At 73.0% G+C, this 14473-nt stretch carries 10 protein-coding genes and 1 pseudogene; 5 read left to right on the forward strand and 6 right to left on the reverse strand.

Annotated features, from left to right (window positions below):
• Positions 1-51: 51 nt before the first annotated feature.
• From ACSLIC_RS19615 to ACSLIC_RS19625, 3 genes are all read right to left on the reverse strand, one after another.
• Entirely contained in the window at positions 52-1626 is a 1575-nt protein-coding gene (locus ACSLIC_RS19615) for a M4 family metallopeptidase (protein ID WP_436739018.1), read from the reverse strand.
• 1201 nt (positions 1627-2827) lie between these two features.
• The gene (locus ACSLIC_RS19620) at positions 2828-3373 is read right to left on the reverse strand and encodes an alpha/beta fold hydrolase (protein WP_436739019.1); all 546 of its coding nucleotides are present in this window, start codon (positions 3371-3373) and stop codon (positions 2828-2830) included.
• Between the two features lie 50 nt (positions 3374-3423).
• Entirely contained in the window at positions 3424-4425 is a 1002-nt protein-coding gene (locus ACSLIC_RS19625) for an NADP-dependent oxidoreductase (protein WP_436739020.1), read from the reverse strand.
• A 636-nt stretch (positions 4426-5061) separates the two neighbouring features.
• Between ACSLIC_RS19625 and ACSLIC_RS19630 the strand changes: the two genes are divergently transcribed.
• Complete coding sequence (locus ACSLIC_RS19630; protein WP_436739021.1) at positions 5062-5205, forward strand: hypothetical protein; 144 nt, start codon at positions 5062-5064, stop codon at positions 5203-5205.
• 184 nt (positions 5206-5389) lie between these two features.
• On the opposite strand, the gene ACSLIC_RS19635 is transcribed toward ACSLIC_RS19630, so the two are convergent.
• Positions 5390-7264, reverse strand: a complete 1875-nt coding sequence (locus ACSLIC_RS19635) for an ABC transporter ATP-binding protein (protein WP_436739022.1) — start codon at positions 7262-7264, stop codon at positions 5390-5392.
• Positions 7261-9153: an ABC transporter ATP-binding protein gene (locus ACSLIC_RS19640; protein WP_436739023.1), complete on the reverse strand. Its 1893-nt coding sequence runs from the start codon at positions 9151-9153 to the stop codon at positions 7261-7263. Before ACSLIC_RS19640 ends, ACSLIC_RS19635 begins: the two co-directional genes overlap by 4 nt.
• A gap of 175 nt (positions 9154-9328) precedes the next feature.
• On the opposite strand from ACSLIC_RS19640, the gene ACSLIC_RS19645 reads away from it, so the two are divergent.
• Positions 9329-10231 (forward strand): ABC transporter ATP-binding protein, encoded by a 903-nt coding sequence (locus tag ACSLIC_RS19645; protein WP_436739024.1) that lies wholly within the window; start codon positions 9329-9331, stop codon positions 10229-10231.
• The gene (locus ACSLIC_RS19650) at positions 10228-10995 is read left to right on the forward strand and encodes an ABC transporter permease (RefSeq protein ID WP_436739025.1); all 768 of its coding nucleotides are present in this window, start codon (positions 10228-10230) and stop codon (positions 10993-10995) included. Before ACSLIC_RS19645 ends, ACSLIC_RS19650 begins: the two co-directional genes overlap by 4 nt.
• A gap of 34 nt (positions 10996-11029) precedes the next feature.
• Here ACSLIC_RS19650 and ACSLIC_RS19655 read toward each other — a convergent pair.
• Positions 11030-11313 (reverse strand): annotated as a pseudogene (locus tag ACSLIC_RS19655) (glycogen debranching protein GlgX); the annotation flags it as partial.
• Positions 11314-12126: 813 nt separating this feature from the next.
• On the opposite strand from ACSLIC_RS19655, the gene ACSLIC_RS19660 reads away from it, so the two are divergent.
• Positions 12127-13374, forward strand: a complete 1248-nt coding sequence (locus tag ACSLIC_RS19660) for a L,D-transpeptidase (RefSeq protein WP_436739026.1) — start codon at positions 12127-12129, stop codon at positions 13372-13374.
• A gap of 102 nt (positions 13375-13476) precedes the next feature.
• Positions 13477-14244, forward strand: a complete 768-nt coding sequence (locus ACSLIC_RS19665; protein WP_436739027.1) for an enoyl-CoA hydratase/isomerase family protein — start codon at positions 13477-13479, stop codon at positions 14242-14244.
• Positions 14245-14473 lie beyond the last annotated feature (229 nt).

Below are 14473 nucleotides of genomic sequence, written 5' to 3' on the forward strand. Positions count from 1 at the left end.
GGCACCCGGGGCGGGCGCTCAGCCCCGGGTGCCGCGGTCTGTGGGGAGGCGTCAGCTGACGTTGACCGCCGCCCAGGCGCGGTCGACGCCCTGGTACTCGGCCGAGTCGGCGCCGTACAGCTCGCTCGCGGCCTCCAGGGTGGCCTCGCGGGCCGCCGCGTAGTCGGTGGTGGAGGTCATGTACTGGGTGAGCGCCTTGAACCAGATCTGCTCGGCCTTCTCGATGCCGATGCCGGTCACCGGCTCGCCGTCGGAGGTCGGCGAGTCGTAGGAGACGCCGTTGATCTCCTTGGCGCCGCTGCCCTCGGAGAGCAGGTAGAAGAAGTGGTTGGCGACGCCCGAGGAGTAGTGGACGTCGACGTTGCCGATGCCGTCGTACCAGTAGTCCTCGGAGGTGCCGTCCTTCGACGGTTCGTCCATGTAGCGCAGCGGGGTGCCGTCGCCGTTGATGTCGATCTTCTCGCCGACGAGGTAGTCCGGCACGTCGCCCTCGCTGTTCGCGTGGAACTCGACGGCGGTGGCGAAGATGTCGCTGGTCGCCTCGTTGAGACCGCCGGACTCGCCGGAGTAGTTCAGCCCGGCGGTCACCGAGGTGACGCCGTGGGTCATCTCGTGGGCGGCGACGTCCAGCGAGGTGAGCGGGGCCGCGTTCCCCGAGCCGTCGCCGTAGGTCATGCAGAAGCAGCTGTCGGTCCAGAAGGCGTTGACGTAGTTGTCGCCGTAGTGGACGCGCGAGTACGCGCCGACGCCGTCCCCCTTGATGCCGGAGCGGCCGTGCACCTGCTCGTAGTAGTCCCAGGTGGCGCCCGCGCCGTAGGCGGCGTCGACGGCGGCGGTGGCCGAGTCGTTCGGCGTGCCGTCGCCCCACTTGTCGTCGTCGTCCGTGAAGAGGGTGCCGGTCCCCGAGGAACCGTTCTTCAGGTCGTACGTCTTGTGGCCGCCGCGCTCGCCGTCGGTCAGCTCGTAGCCGCTGCCGGAGGCGGTGGTGCCGATCTCGACGCTGCCGCTGTACTGGCTCTCGCCGGTGCCGGCGTGGACCGCGTCCCACTGGAAGAGCTGCTTGCCGGTGGCGGCGTCGGTGACGGTGTGCAGCTCCTGCGGGGTGCCGTCCTTCTTGACCGACTCGGTGACCTTCTCGAAGGCCAGCTTCGGGGTGCCCTCGGCGGCCCAGACGACCTTGCGGGCGCCCTTCGGGGTGGCGGCCGTGGTGACGGTGTCCACCTTCAGCTCGGCCTCGGCGGCCTTGGTGACGCCCTCGGTGGCACCGGCCTTGTCGGTGTGCACCACGAGGTCGCCGCCGAGGACCGGCAGGCCCTGGTAGGTGCGCTCGTACCGGGTGTGCAGGCTGCCGTCGCGGTCCTTGACCACGTCGCGGACGACCAGCTTCTCCTGGGTGCCGAGGCCGATCGCGCGGGCGGTGGCCGTCTTCGCGGAGTCGGCCTCCCGCAGCAGGCTCGCCTTGGCGTTGGCGGAGAGGGCGGCGGGGGCGGCCGCGGGCACCTTCTCGGCGGCGGCGGGCTGGGCGACGGCTCCGCCGGAGGAGAGCCCGGCGGCCAGCAGCGCGCCGGCGGCGACGGCGGTGGACAGGGCGAGGCCGGTACGACGGCGGGATATGTGGGGGGTCACGCGCGCTCCCTGGTGAGGACCGGCCGGGGCGGTGGACGCCGGGCCGGATGTGGGGGACCGGGCCGCATGGCTGCGGTCCGGGTGGGGAAGTAGCGGTGCGGGTGGTTCTGCCGAACCCGACCGGAGACGTGGGGCGCTCCGGGGGGTGCGGCTGCGGTGATGGTGCGGTGGTGCCGTGCGAGGTGAGCGGTCCGTGTGAACCGTGCGGTCCGTGCGGGGGAAGCGTGCCACTTGTGGCGTGTACATGCCATGCATCGCCCGGAGGTTGGCCGGAAATCGTCCGCTCAGAGGTGGCCGAAGTCCGCTGGGCGACGCCTGGTCCGGCGGGCCGCGTCCGAGGCGGTGGCATGGCGCCGAGGGCGACCTGCCCGACAACTCGGTTACGGCCATGCCCTGGTGGCGCATCGCGTCGAACATGGGACGTCGCCTGTGTCCATCCGGGGCGGTGGGCGCCGGCGCGGCGTCCCTGGTGCAGCTCGCCCGCGCCTCCGAGGCGGTCGACGCGGCCCGCCGCGGGCGCGGGCCCGGCGGACCGCTCTGCTTCCCGCTCGACGAACCGACCCACCTCACCCGCACACCGGCGAGCACAAGGCCGTCGAACGCGCGCTGACCTCGGCGGTCCACCTCCTACCGGACCCGGGGAGCGAGACGGTCCCGGCCGCGCCTCGCCCGCCTCCTACCGGATCTCCGCCCTCTCCGGACTCGCGGAACTGGGCCTGGCCACCGACGACTTCGAGGCCGCGGTGGAGTGGGCCGAGTGCGGCCTGGAGCGCGCGGAAGCGGCGGCCCTCAACACGCTGGAGGCCGCCCGGCCGCACCCGATGCTCGCGGACGAGCTGCGTGGCCTGGGGCTGGCCGAGCGGGGCCGGGGGCGAAGAGGGGCCACGGGAGCTGAGGGTGGGCCCCAACTCCCGGAGGCGGTTGCCCTGGAGAGCGAGAGCAGGGCCACCGGGGCGACGGCGGGAACCGGAGGCCGGATGACGGGCCCCGGTCCCTCGGGCGGGCTCTTCGTCTTGCGCACCTCCGCCGGCGTCAGGCCGGAGGTGTTGACGTTGATCCCCGCGCCCGTGGACAGGGCGACGGCCTCACCCCGGGCGGCGTATCCGTCGGACCGGGTGTCCTCGACGTGCAGGCTGTCACCGAGGGTGCCCACGCCGTGGTTCCCCGGGCCGACGTCCCACGTGACCGCTCCGGCCGGTCGTCAACGGGCGGGGAACTCGATCGCGAGGGGGGCGAACTGCTGGTGGTGCTGGAAGATGCCGCCGTGACCGGAGTCAGGGCAGAGGGTCAGCTCGCTGTGCTTGATGCGTCGGTGCAGTCTTCGGAGGGAGCCGAGGGCGCCATGCGGTCGTGGTCGCCGTCGGCGATCAGGGTGGGCTGGGTGATCGTCGACGGGTCGTCGGGGCGGAGAAGGAGAAGATGTCGATCTTGTCGAAGCCGAGCGCCGTGATGGAGGTGGAGCGTCGTCGGCCATGGCCTCGATGCTGTCCGGCACCTGGCCCGTGGAGGCACCGACACCGCGCTGATCGAAAGCGATGACGTGACGGCCCTTCGCGATGGGGTCGACGCTGCACGGGTCCCAGTTGTCCAGGGTCGCGGCGAGGTGGACGAAGAGCACGACGGGGATGCCGCCCCTGGGCCCCGGCTCGCGATACGCGTAGGTGACGCCGCCGGCGGTGACGGTGCGGGCCGGGGCCTGTGCGTACGAGGTGATAACGCCCTTGTCCGGGGTGCCCGTGCTGCTCATGATGGTTTCTCCTGGTGGGAGGCGGCTGGTGCCCGGGTGGGTGTGCCGCCCTATGGCATGGAGACGACGACCTTGCCGGCTTTCGCCCGGCCCTTTTCGACGTACTCCATGGCCTGGAGGGTTTCGTCGAACGGGAAGACTCGGTCGACGACGGGGCGGATCCTCCCCGTGTCGATGAGGGGGGTGAGTTCGCGCAGTTGGTCGCCGCTCGCCTTCATGAACAGGAACGAGTACGTCACGCCGAGGCGCTTGGCCCGGCGGCGGGTCTTGGCGCTGAGCGCGGTCATCGCCAGGCGGAGAACCGCATTCGCGCCGAGTTCGCGGGCGAAGGCCGGGTCGGGCGGTCCTGCGACGCTGATGGCGATGCCGCCGGGCTTGAGGACACGCAAGGACCTGGCCAGGTTGTCGCCGCCGAGGGAGTCGAGGACGACGTCGTAGTCGTCGAGGAGTTCGGTGAAGTCCTGGGTGCGGTAGTCGACGGCGACGTCCGCGCCGAGTTCCTTGACCAGGTCGATCTTGGCGGTGCTCGCGGTGGTGGCCACGTGCGCGCCCAGCGCCTTGGCCAGCTGGACGGCGATGGAACCGAGGCCGCCGGCGCCCGCGTGGATGAGGACCTTCTGGCCCGGCCGCACGCGTGCCCGCTCCACCAGTGCCTGCCATGCGGTCAGGGCGACCAGGGGAAGGGAGGCGGCCTCGGTCATGGTGAGGATGGCCGGTTTGGGCGCCAGGTCGTCCTGGTGAACGGCGATGAGTTCGGCGAAGGTGCCGATGCGGTCCTTGTCGGGCCGGGCGTACACCTCGTCGCCCACAGCGAAGCGGGTGACGGACGGCCCGACCTGCAGGACCTCTCCAGCGAGGTCGTTGCCCAGGACAAGCGGGAGTCGGTAGGGCATGAACGCCTTGAAGTCGCCGTTGCGGATCCTGAGATCCAGCGGGTTGACACCGGCCGCGTGGATCTTGACCAGGACGTCGTCGGCGCCCACCTGCGGGTCCGGTACCTCTGCCCCGCGCATACCGGTTTCGCCGTACTTCTCGACCACGAAGGCCCTCATCGTCGTCTCCGTTCCATTTCCCGTCCCAGAATTCACGCCGTACGAGATAGTTTGTGCGATGTTGCTCGCTGCGGCGCGGGCGCACTGTGTCCTGAGCGTTCCCCGGTCAGGCCGCCGGCACGACCGGGGCAGTGCTCCAGTCGGCGGCGCCTCCCCGCAGGCGGTCCGGGGCGGCGGCGATCCCCTCGTAGGGTGCGCGCTCGGCACTCCACCGAGGGGCTTGAGCGTATGGAGGGCGGCGCGACGCCGCCCAGCAGGTGCTGATCGACACCCTCTCTCTCCGTCGGGCACCGCGACGGCCCGGCAGACGGCTGTCCGGGTCGCAGCCCCCGCCTCCGACTTCGCGCCCGGAGGCGGGGGTCAGAGGTCGTTGCGTACGCCGAGAGGGTGTCCGACTTCGCCGAGATCCTCGCCGCCGTGCGCGCAGCCTTGACGGAAGCAGGGTGATCAACGGCGCGCTGCGGGTGTACGTCGACCGCACGCGCAAGCGCTGAGGCGTCCATGGCTGGCCGAGGCGTTGGAGGGAGGCCGCCCGGCGCCTGGTGCATCCGCCTCGCTGTGTGCCGGACGGTGGCCGGCTCGGGTGGTCGGCACTGAGGGGAGTCAGATGCGGCTTCCCGTCATCGTCCCACGACGATGCGCCCGGTCCCTCCTGCCCCACAGCGGACACCGGCGAAGCGCCTGCGCACCGATGCCCCGCTCAACGAGGTCGACCCGGTCGCTCTGCACGGCGGCGGCGGGGCCGGATACACCGACTACCCGGCTCTGGCCCACGTCTGACACCAGCGTCCACGAGCCGCCCGCCTCGATCGTCATCGTCGGCGCCGGGGCGATCGGCATGGAGCGCGCCTACGTCCCGCGCAATCACGGCGTCGAGGTCACGCTCCTCGGATGTGCGGAACCGAGGTCCGCATGTACCCGTCTGGACGCGACCGGTGACGTCACCGCCGAGCTCCGGCCCGCCTCAGCCCGCCATGCTCTCCCGCCACGCCCGGTGCAGACCGGCGAACTCCCCGCCACCCCCGATGAGTTCGGCCGGTGTGCCGTCCTCGACGATCCGGCCGTCCGCCATCACCAGGACGCGGTCGGCGATGGCCACCGTCGACAGGCGGTGGGCGATGACCACGGCGGTACGGCCGCGCAGCACCGTGCCCAGGGCCTGCTGCACCGCCCGCTCGCCGGGGATGTCCAGCGAACTGGTCGCCTCGTCCAGGATCAGCACCGCCGGGTCGGCGAGCAGGGCGCGGGCGAAACCGACCAGCTGGCGCTGGCCCGCCGAGATGCGCCCGCCGCGCTTGCGCACGTCGGAGTCGTAGCCGTCGGGCAGCGCCGCGATGAACGCATGGGCGCCGATCGCGCGGGCCGCCGCCTCCACCTCCTCGCGGGTCGCGTCGGGCCGGCCGATGGCGATGTTCTCCGCGACCGTGCCGGAGAACAGGAACGCCTCCTGGGTCACCATCACCACGCCGCGCCGCAGTTCGGGCGCGGCCAGGCGGCGCAGGTCCACACCGTCCAGCAGGACCTGGCCGGCGGACGGGTCGTAGAACCGCGCCAGCAGCTTGGCCAGCGTCGACTTGCCCGCGCCGGTGGAGCCGACCACGGCGACCGTCTGCCCGGCGGGGATCGCCAGGTCGAAGCGGGGCAGCACCTCGCCGCCGCTGCGGTAGCCGAAGGAGACCCCGGCGAACTCCACCGACCTGCCCGGCCCCGCACCGGCCGGTGCGGGCAGCGCCGCCGGGGCGTCGGGCTCGGGGATGGCGGGGCGCTGCGCCAGCAGGCCCGCGATCTTCTCCAGCGAGGCGGCCGCCGACTGGTAGGCGTTGAGGAACATGCCCATCCGGTCGATCGGGTCGTACAGCCGCCGGACGTACAGCACCGCCGCGGCCAGGACACCGAGGGCGAGCGCGCCGTCCGCGACCCGCCCGGCGCCCCACAGCACCATTGCGGCGACCGCCGTGTTGGCCACCAGCCGGGAGCCCACCACGTACCGGGCCATCTCCAGCATCGCGTCGCCGTTGGAGCGCTCATGGGTGCGGTTCAGCTCGGCGAACTCCGCGTCGTTGGCCCGCTCGCGGCGGAAGGCGCGGACCGGGCGGATGCCGTTGACCGTCTCGGCGAACTTGACGATGACCCGTGCGATCGCCGTCGACCGGCGGGCGTAGACCCGGCCCACCCGGCGCTGGTAGAGCCGGATCAGCAGGTAGAGCGGGACGAAGGAGAGTACCGCGACCGTGCCGATCCCCAGGTCCAGCCAGAGCAGCATCCCGCCGATGTAGACGAACGACACCAGGACCGTCACCAGCTCCTGGAGCCCCTCGTCGAGCAGTTCGCGCAGCGACTCCACGTCGGTGGTGGCCCGGGAGATCAGCCGCCCCGAGGTGTACCGCTCGTGGAAGTCCAGGCTCAGCGCCTGCCCGTGTCGGAAGATCCGGCCCCTGAGGTCCAGCAGGACGTCCTGGCTGACCAACGCCGACCGGGTCAGGAAGGCGTACTGGAGCAGCCCGCCGGCCAGCGCGCACCCCAGATACCCGGCGCCGACCGCCACCAGCGGCCCCCACCGGCCCTCCCGCACCGCCGGCACGCCCTGGTCGATCGCGTACGCCACCAGCAGCGGGCCGGCCTGGATGGCTGCCTGCTGGAGGAGGAGCAGCAGGACGACGAGGCCGACCCCGGCGCGCATCGGCGCCAGCAGGGAGCGCAGCAGCGAGGCCGTCGCACCGGGCGGGGTGGGCAGGTCGTCCTGGTCGAACGGGTCGGGGGCCGGGACGGCGAGGCCCTCCGGCGCGCTGGTGGCGTCCGGCGCCTGAGGGGTGTCCTGCGGGCGGGACTCGGTCGTCATCTGCTCGTTCCCTTCGCCATCTGCGGCGTCCCGTGCGGGCCGGTGTCCGGCGGCGCGTCGGCCCCGGACATCAGCCAGGCGTACTCGGCGTTCTCCCGCAGCAGTTCCTGATGCGTGCCGACGGCGGTGATCCGGCCACCGGAGAGCAGCGCCACCCGGTCCGCCAGCAGCACCGTGGACGGGCGGTGCGCCACCACCAGGGCCGTGGTGTCCTTCAGCACCCGGCGAAGCGCCTCCTCGACCAGCGCCTCGGTGTGCACGTCGAGCGCGGAGAGCGGGTCGTCCATCACCAGAAAGCGCGGGGCCCCGACCACGGCCCGGGCCAGTGCCAGGCGCTGGCGCTGGCCGCCGGAGAGGCTGAGCCCCTGCTCGCCGACCTGGGTGAGGGGGCCGTCCGGCAGCCGGTCGACGAAGTCGGCCTGGGCCACCTCCAGCGCGCGGCGCAGCTCCGCCTCCCCCGCCGTGCCGTCCGCGCCCATCAGGACGTTCTCGCCGACCGACGCCGAGAAGAGGGTCGGCTCCTCGAAGGCGAGCGCCACCCGCGCCCGCAGCTCGGCGCGGGGCAGCGCGGTGATGTCCTGCCCGTCCAAGGTGATCCGCCCGGCCGTCACCTCGTGCAGCCTCGGCACCAGCGCCGTCAGCGCCGTCTTCCCGCTGCCGGTCGCACCGACCAGCGCCATCGTCTCGCCGGAGCGGACGTGCAGGTCGATGCCGTCGAGCACCGGCGGGGAGTTGCGCGCCGCGTCGGGGAAGCGGAAGACGACGCCGCGAAAGCGCAGGCCGTCCGCCGGCTCGTCCGGGTCCGGCGGGCCGTCATCCGGCGCCGGGTCCGGGAGCGTGTCCGGCCCCTGCGACTCGGGGGCCGTGTCGATCACCTCGAAGTACCGCCGGGTCGCCGTCGCCGCCTCCTGGCACATCGCCAGCAGGAACCCGATCGACTCCACCGGCCAGCGCAGTGCCAGCGCCGTCGTCAGGAAGGCCACCAGGGTGCCCGCCGACAGGCCCCCGTCGGTGACCTGGACCACGCCGAGGACCAGCGCCGCGCCCAGCGCCAGCTCCGGGAGGATCACGGTGACCGCCCAGATCGAGGCGAGCAGCCGGGCCTTGGCCAGCTCCGTCGTCCGCAGCCGGCGGGTCTGCTCCCGGAAGGCCCGGGCCTGGCTGCGATGGCGGCCGAACCCCTTGATGATCCGGATGCCGAGCACGCTCTCCTCAAGCACCGTCGTCAGGTCGCCCGCCTGGTCCTGGGCACGCCGCGCCACCCGCGCGTACCGGGACTGGAAGAGCGAGCAGACCGCGATCAGCGGCAGGACGGGGAGGAGCAGCACCAGGCCCAGCGTCCACTCCTGCGCCAGCAGGAGCACCATGCCGACGACGATGGTGGCGCCGTTGACCACCAGGAAGGTCAGCGGGAAGGCGAGGAACATCCGCAGCGTCATCAGGTCGGTGGTGCCGCGCGAGAGCAGCTGGCCCGAGGGCCAGCGGTCGTGGAAGGCCACCGGCAGCCGCTGGACGTGGGCGAAGAGGTCACCGCGCAGCCTCGCCTCCACTCCGGCCAGCGGCCGCGCCACCAGCCACCGGCGGAAACCGAAGAGCAGCGCCTCCGCGACCCCGATGCCGAGGAGCAGCAGCGCGCCCAGCCAGACCCCGCCGCGATCGCCGTCGGCCACGGGGCCGTCCACGATCCATTTGAGGACCAGCGGGATCACCAGGCTGACGCAGGAGGCGGCGATGGCGACGACGACGGCCGTGAACAGCCGGGCCCGCACCGGGCGGACGTACGGCCACAACCGCAGCAGCGAGTGCACCGCCGACGGCCCGGGTCCTTCCGGCGGGGCGTCGGGGGCGGCGCCGGGGGCGGCCTCGGGGAGCGAAGGAGAGTCAGACATCAGCAGTGAGCGTACGGTTCGCCCCTGACACCGACCAGCGACTTTTGACCCAGCCGGGCTCGGTCCCCGGACCTGCCCCTGACCGGCAGGCCCCGCGGCTCGGGGTCCGTCCAGGGCTCCGCATCATCCGATCGGATGAGGCACGCGTCACACCTTGACGGCCATACTCCCGTCCATGCCCATCATCGAAGTCAGCGGCGTACGCAAGGCGTACGGCGACCGCACCGTCGTGGACGGCATCTCGTTCACCGTCGAGGAAGGAGAGATCTTCGGCATCCTCGGCCCCAACGGCGCGGGCAAGACCACCACCGTGGAGTGTGTGGAGGGACTGCGTCGCCCCGACGCCGGGTCGGTCCGGGTGGCCGGCCTCGACCCCGTACAGGACCGGGACGGCGTCACCCGGGTGCTCGGCGCCCAGCTCCAGGAGAGTGAGCTCCAGCCGAAGATCACCGTCCAGGAGGCCCTGCGGCTCTACGCCGCCTGCTACCCGGACCCCGCCGACTGGCGCGCCCTGGCCGGGCGCCTGGGCCTCACCGAGATATTGGGAACCCGCTTCGCCAAACTCTCCGGTGGCCAGAAGCAGCGCCTGTTCATCGCGCTGGCGCTGATCGGCAACCCGCGCGTCGTCGTCCTGGACGAGCTGACCACCGGCCTGGACCCGCGCGCCCGCCGGGAGACCTGGGCGCTCATCGAGGAGGTCCGCGACAGCGGCGTCACCGTGCTGCTGGTCACCCACTTCATGGAGGAGGCCCAGCGGCTCTGCGACCGGATCGCCGTCATCGACCGGGGCCGCGTCGCCGCACTCGACACCCCGGCCGGGCTGGTCAGCCGCGCCGCCGGAGCCGTCGTCACCACCTTCACCCCCTCCGCCCCGCTGCCCGCCGCCGACCTGGCCGCGCTGCCGCAGCTCGCCTCCCACGAGGAGCGCGACGGGGCCGTCACCCTCACCGGCACCGACGAGACCGTCACCGCGCTGCTCGCCCTCCTCGCCCGCACCGGCACCACCCCGCACCGGCTGCGGATCGTCGAGGCCACCCTCGACGACGCCTTCCTCGACCTGACAGGAGAAGCCGCATGAGCAGCGCCGCCGCCCCCGCCAAGGCATCACCCGGCCGTGCCGTGCTGCATACCGAGACCCGCCTGTTCCTCCGTGAACCGGGCAGCCTCTTCTGGATCATCGGCTTCCCCGCCCTGCTCCTCGTGATCCTCGGCGCGATCCCCAGCTTCCGTGAACCCGACCCGGCCGACGGCGGCCAGCGGATCATCGAGTTCTACGTGCCGACCTCCGTGGTGCTCGCGATGATCATGGCCGGACTGCAGGCGATGCCCCCGGTCATCACCGGCTACCGGGAGCGCGGCATCCTGCGCCGGATGTCGGTCACCCCGGTCCGCCCGCAGGCGGTGCTCGGCGCCCAGATGGGGCTGCACGGGCTGGCCGCGCTGATCTCCGCGCTGCTGGTCGTCGTCGTCGGCCGCCTCGTCTTCGACGTGCCGCTGCCCCGGCAGGCCGGCGGCTACCTGCTGGCGCTGCTGCTGGCCATCGTCTGCGCGCTGGCGCTGGGCGCGTTCATCTCCGCGGTCGCCCCCACCACCAAGATCGCCACCGCGATCGGCTCGGTCGTCTTCTTCCCGTCGATGTTCACCTCCGGCGTGTGGTTCCCGGTCCAGGCCATGCCCGACCTACTGGCCCGGATCGTCTCCTTCACGCCGTTCGGCGCGGCCGTGCAGGCTCTCGACCAGGCCGCCGCGGGCGACTGGCCGTCCTGGTCGCACCTGGGCGTGGCCGCGCTGTGGGGCGTGCTGCTCTCGGCGGGCGCTGTCCGCTGGTTCCGCTGGGAGTGAGGCGTACGCGCCCTCACCCGCTCACCCGCAGCACCAGCACCGAGCGGCCCGGGTTGAAGCGGGCACCGGTCCACGGGCCCCACGGGCCGTGCACCCGGTAGCCGTACCGCCGGCCCGCGCCGACGCCCGGCAGGAAGCCGTGCCGGATGCCGTGGGTGAACTCCGGCAGCGGGCAACGGTTCTCGCGGCCGGCCTCGTCGAAGAGGCAGACCTCCACGGCCTCGGCGCCGCCCGCCCACAGCGCGACGTTGGTGCCCCTGACCCCGCCGGGCCCGATGCGCGGGCGGGCGCCCAGCGGGTGGGGGCGCCGGGCCACACCGGCCGGTCCCCGGCGGCCGGGGAGCGGAGCGGCCCGCTCGGGCCGGGCGGGCATCGGGGGCCCCGCCCCGCCCGGCCCGTCCTGGACGGTTCGCTGTTCGGCTGGGCTCGACACCTGCCGGCCTCCCGAGGTCGAGGCGGACCGGCGCGCGCCGACGGGTCCCGGCCGCCGCCCGCACACGGTCCTCCTCCTCTGTCACTGCCCAGGCCGGGGCCCTGGTACTGCCGCTGGGCCGAAGTGGCGACGCGCCCCGGGGTGACGTTTCCCCGCGCGGGCCCTGACGGCGCGTCCGTCGTGAAGAGCGGCAGAGCGCGCGTGCGGCGTGCGGCAGTGGCGGCGGTGCCGGCCCTGGTGGCTCAGGTGGCCGCCCTCGCCGGGTGCGGGGCGGCGTTCGGACCCGGACGACGGCCCGGAGGGCGGCGGCCCGGGCGGGCCGGTGCGGATCACCGTCGTCCCGCCGCCCCGGCCCGCTGGTTCTTCGGCCGGAGCGGGGCCGGGGGCGTGGTGGAGACGACCGGACCGTGCCGCCCGACAAGGGACCGGGCGGCCGGAGCCTCGACCGGTTCCGGTCCCGATGACGGCGCCGGTGGCCGGCCGGTCCGGCGCCCGGCTGATCTCCGCCGAGGGCGCCCTCGCGGCCCCGCCCGCCAGTTGGGACCGAACGGTGACATCCCTCCGGGGCCACCCCCCTGAGCAGTGTGGTTATCTACCCAGTACCGCCCCGTGGCCGATCCGGGAGCGGCGCTGGGCGGGCGCGGATCACGCGCCGGGAGTGCGGGCCTGGGGGCAGGCCGTGCGAGGGGAGACAGACTGTGAACGGGCGACCGATATCGGGGGCTTCGGTTGGCGTGCGCGCCAGGCGTACGCGGGGCGCGATGAGCCTGGTGCTGGGGGCCATGCTGGTGGCGCTGACCGCCTGCGGCTCCAGCGCGGCCGAGGACGGCAAGGGGGGCGTGGGCAAGCCCGCGGCGGCCGACAAGACGGCCCCGTCGAAGGCGGTCGTGTCGATCGCGCCGAAGGACGGCGCCGAGTCGGTGGCGACCAGCGGGGCGCTGAAGGTCACCGCCGGGAAGGGCGAGCTCTCCTCGGTGAAGGTCACCGACACCAAGGGCAACGAGATCAAGGGCACCATCGCCAAGGACGGCGCCTCCTGGAAGCCGGCCCACCACCTGGCCGCCGCCACCGAGTACCGGGTGCACGCGGTGGCGAAGGACAGTGAGGGCCGCGAGTCCGCCAAGGACCAGACCTTCACCACGCTGGTCCCGGAGAACACCTTCGTCGGGCACTTCACCCCGGAGGACGGCTCCAAGGTCGGTGTCGGCATGCCGGTCTCGCTCCGCTTCACGCGCGGCATCACCGCGCCGGAGGCGGTCGAGCGCGCCGTCACCGTCACCGCCGAGCCCGAAGTCGAGATCCGCTCGCAGTGGTACGGCAACGACCGGCTCGACTTCCGGCCCGAGGAGTACTGGGAGCCGGACACCAAGGTGACCGTCAAGCTCAACCTGGACGGCGTCGAGGGCCGCCCCGGCGTCTACGGCGAGCAGTCCAAGGAGCTCTCCTTCACCGTCGGCCGCTCGCAGGTCTCCACCGTCGACGCCAAGAAGAAGACGATGAAGGTCGAGCGGGACGGCAAGGTCCTGAAGACCATCCCGATCACTGCGGGCGCCCCCGGCACCACCACCTACAACGGCCAGATGGTCATCACCGAGAAGCACGAGGTCACCCGCATGAACGGGGAGACCGTCGGCTTCGGCGGCGAGTACGACATCAAGGACGTGCCGCACGCCATGCGCCTGTCGACCTCCGGCACCTTCATCCACGGCAACTACTGGTCCGGCGGCGCCTTCGGCAACTACAACGCCAGCCACGGCTGCGTCGGTCTGCGCGACACCCGCGGCGGTTGGGACAAGAAGGCTCCCGGCGCCTGGTTCTTCGACAACTCGATGATCGGCGACGTGGTCGTGGTCAAGAACTCCGACGACAAGGAGATCCAGTGGTGGAACGGGCTCAACGCCTGGAACCTCGACTGGAAGAAGTGGAACCCGCAGCCCAAGGGCTGACCTCCGCCCCGCAGGCGGGCCCCGGCCGTGACCAGGCCGGGGCCCGCCCGCGTACGCGGGGGCGCGGCCAAGGGCGCCGGGGCGGCCGATAGCCTGCCCGCCATGACTGTGCATCTCGACGTCGCCGACGGCATCGGCACCATCAGGCTCGACCGCCCCCCGATGAACGCCCTGGACGTCGCCGTCCAGGACCGCCTCAAGGCACTCGCCGAGGAGGTGACCCACCGCGACGACGTGCGCGCCGTGATCCTCTACGGCGGCGAGAAGGTCTTCGCGGCCGGGGCCGACATCAAGGAGATGCGGGAGATGGACCACGCGGCGATGGTCGCGCGCTCCCGCGGCCTCCAGGAGGCGTTCACCGCCATCGCCCGCATCCCCAAGCCGGTCGTCGCGGCCGTCACCGGGTACGCCCTGGGCGGCGGCTGCGAGCTGGCGCTCTGCGCCGACCACCGGATCGTCGCCGACAACGCCAAGTTCGGCCAGCCCGAGATCCTCCTCGGCCTGATCCCGGGCGCCGGCGGCACCCAGCGGCTGCCCCGGCTGATCGGCCCGGCCAAGGCGAAGGACCTCATCTTCACCGGCCGCCAGGTCCGCGCCGACGAGGCCGAGCGGATCGGCCTCGCCGACCAGGTGGTGCCGGCCGCCGAGGTGTACGAGGCGGCCCGCGCCTGGGCCGGGCGGCTCGCCAAGGGCCCCGCCATCGCGCTGCGCGCCGCCAAGGAGGCCGTGGACGCCGGTCTGGAGACCGACATCGACACCGGGCTCACCATCGAACGCACCTGGTTCGCCGGGCTGTTCGCCACCGAGGACCGGGAGCGCGGGATGCGCAGCTTCGTCGAGGACGGCCCGGGCAAGGCCCGGTTCCTCTGATCCTGCGACCGCCCACGGTCCGGCCGGGCCATGTCAACTCGCGCGGTGAGGCGTGGAGTTGACCACCCGAAGAGTGAACCGCACCCCCGAGGCCCCCGTTCGGGGGTGCGGTCACCACCGCCGGGCGACCCGCGCGTGACCTCCGGTGACCACCCCCGGACGGTGTGTAAGTACAGGTCAGCCCGCGCCTTCGCACCCCTGCTATGCCTGCGACATATGTCCGAAGCCG

It is taken from the genome of Streptomyces sp. BBFR102, from assembly GCF_051397025.1.
Classification (GTDB): domain Bacteria; phylum Actinomycetota; class Actinomycetes; order Streptomycetales; family Streptomycetaceae; genus Streptomyces.

Coding starts and splice junctions, on each gene's coding strand:
- ACSLIC_RS19650 (WP_436739025.1), top strand. CDS start 10,228: ATGAGCAGCGCCGCCGCCCCCGCCAAGGCATCACCCGGCCGTGCCGTG.
- ACSLIC_RS19635 (WP_436739022.1), bottom strand. CDS start 7,264: ATGACGACCGAGTCCCGCCCGCAGGACACCCCTCAGGCGCCGGACGCC.
- ACSLIC_RS19630 (WP_436739021.1), top strand. CDS start 5,062: ATGCGCCCGGTCCCTCCTGCCCCACAGCGGACACCGGCGAAGCGCCTG.
- ACSLIC_RS19665 (WP_436739027.1), top strand. CDS start 13,477: ATGACTGTGCATCTCGACGTCGCCGACGGCATCGGCACCATCAGGCTC.
- ACSLIC_RS19645 (WP_436739024.1), top strand. CDS start 9,329: ATGCCCATCATCGAAGTCAGCGGCGTACGCAAGGCGTACGGCGACCGC.
- ACSLIC_RS19640 (WP_436739023.1), bottom strand. CDS start 9,153: ATGTCTGACTCTCCTTCGCTCCCCGAGGCCGCCCCCGGCGCCGCCCCC.
- ACSLIC_RS19620 (WP_436739019.1), bottom strand. CDS start 3,373: ATGAGCAGCACGGGCACCCCGGACAAGGGCGTTATCACCTCGTACGCA.
- ACSLIC_RS19625 (WP_436739020.1), bottom strand. CDS start 4,425: ATGAGGGCCTTCGTGGTCGAGAAGTACGGCGAAACCGGTATGCGCGGG.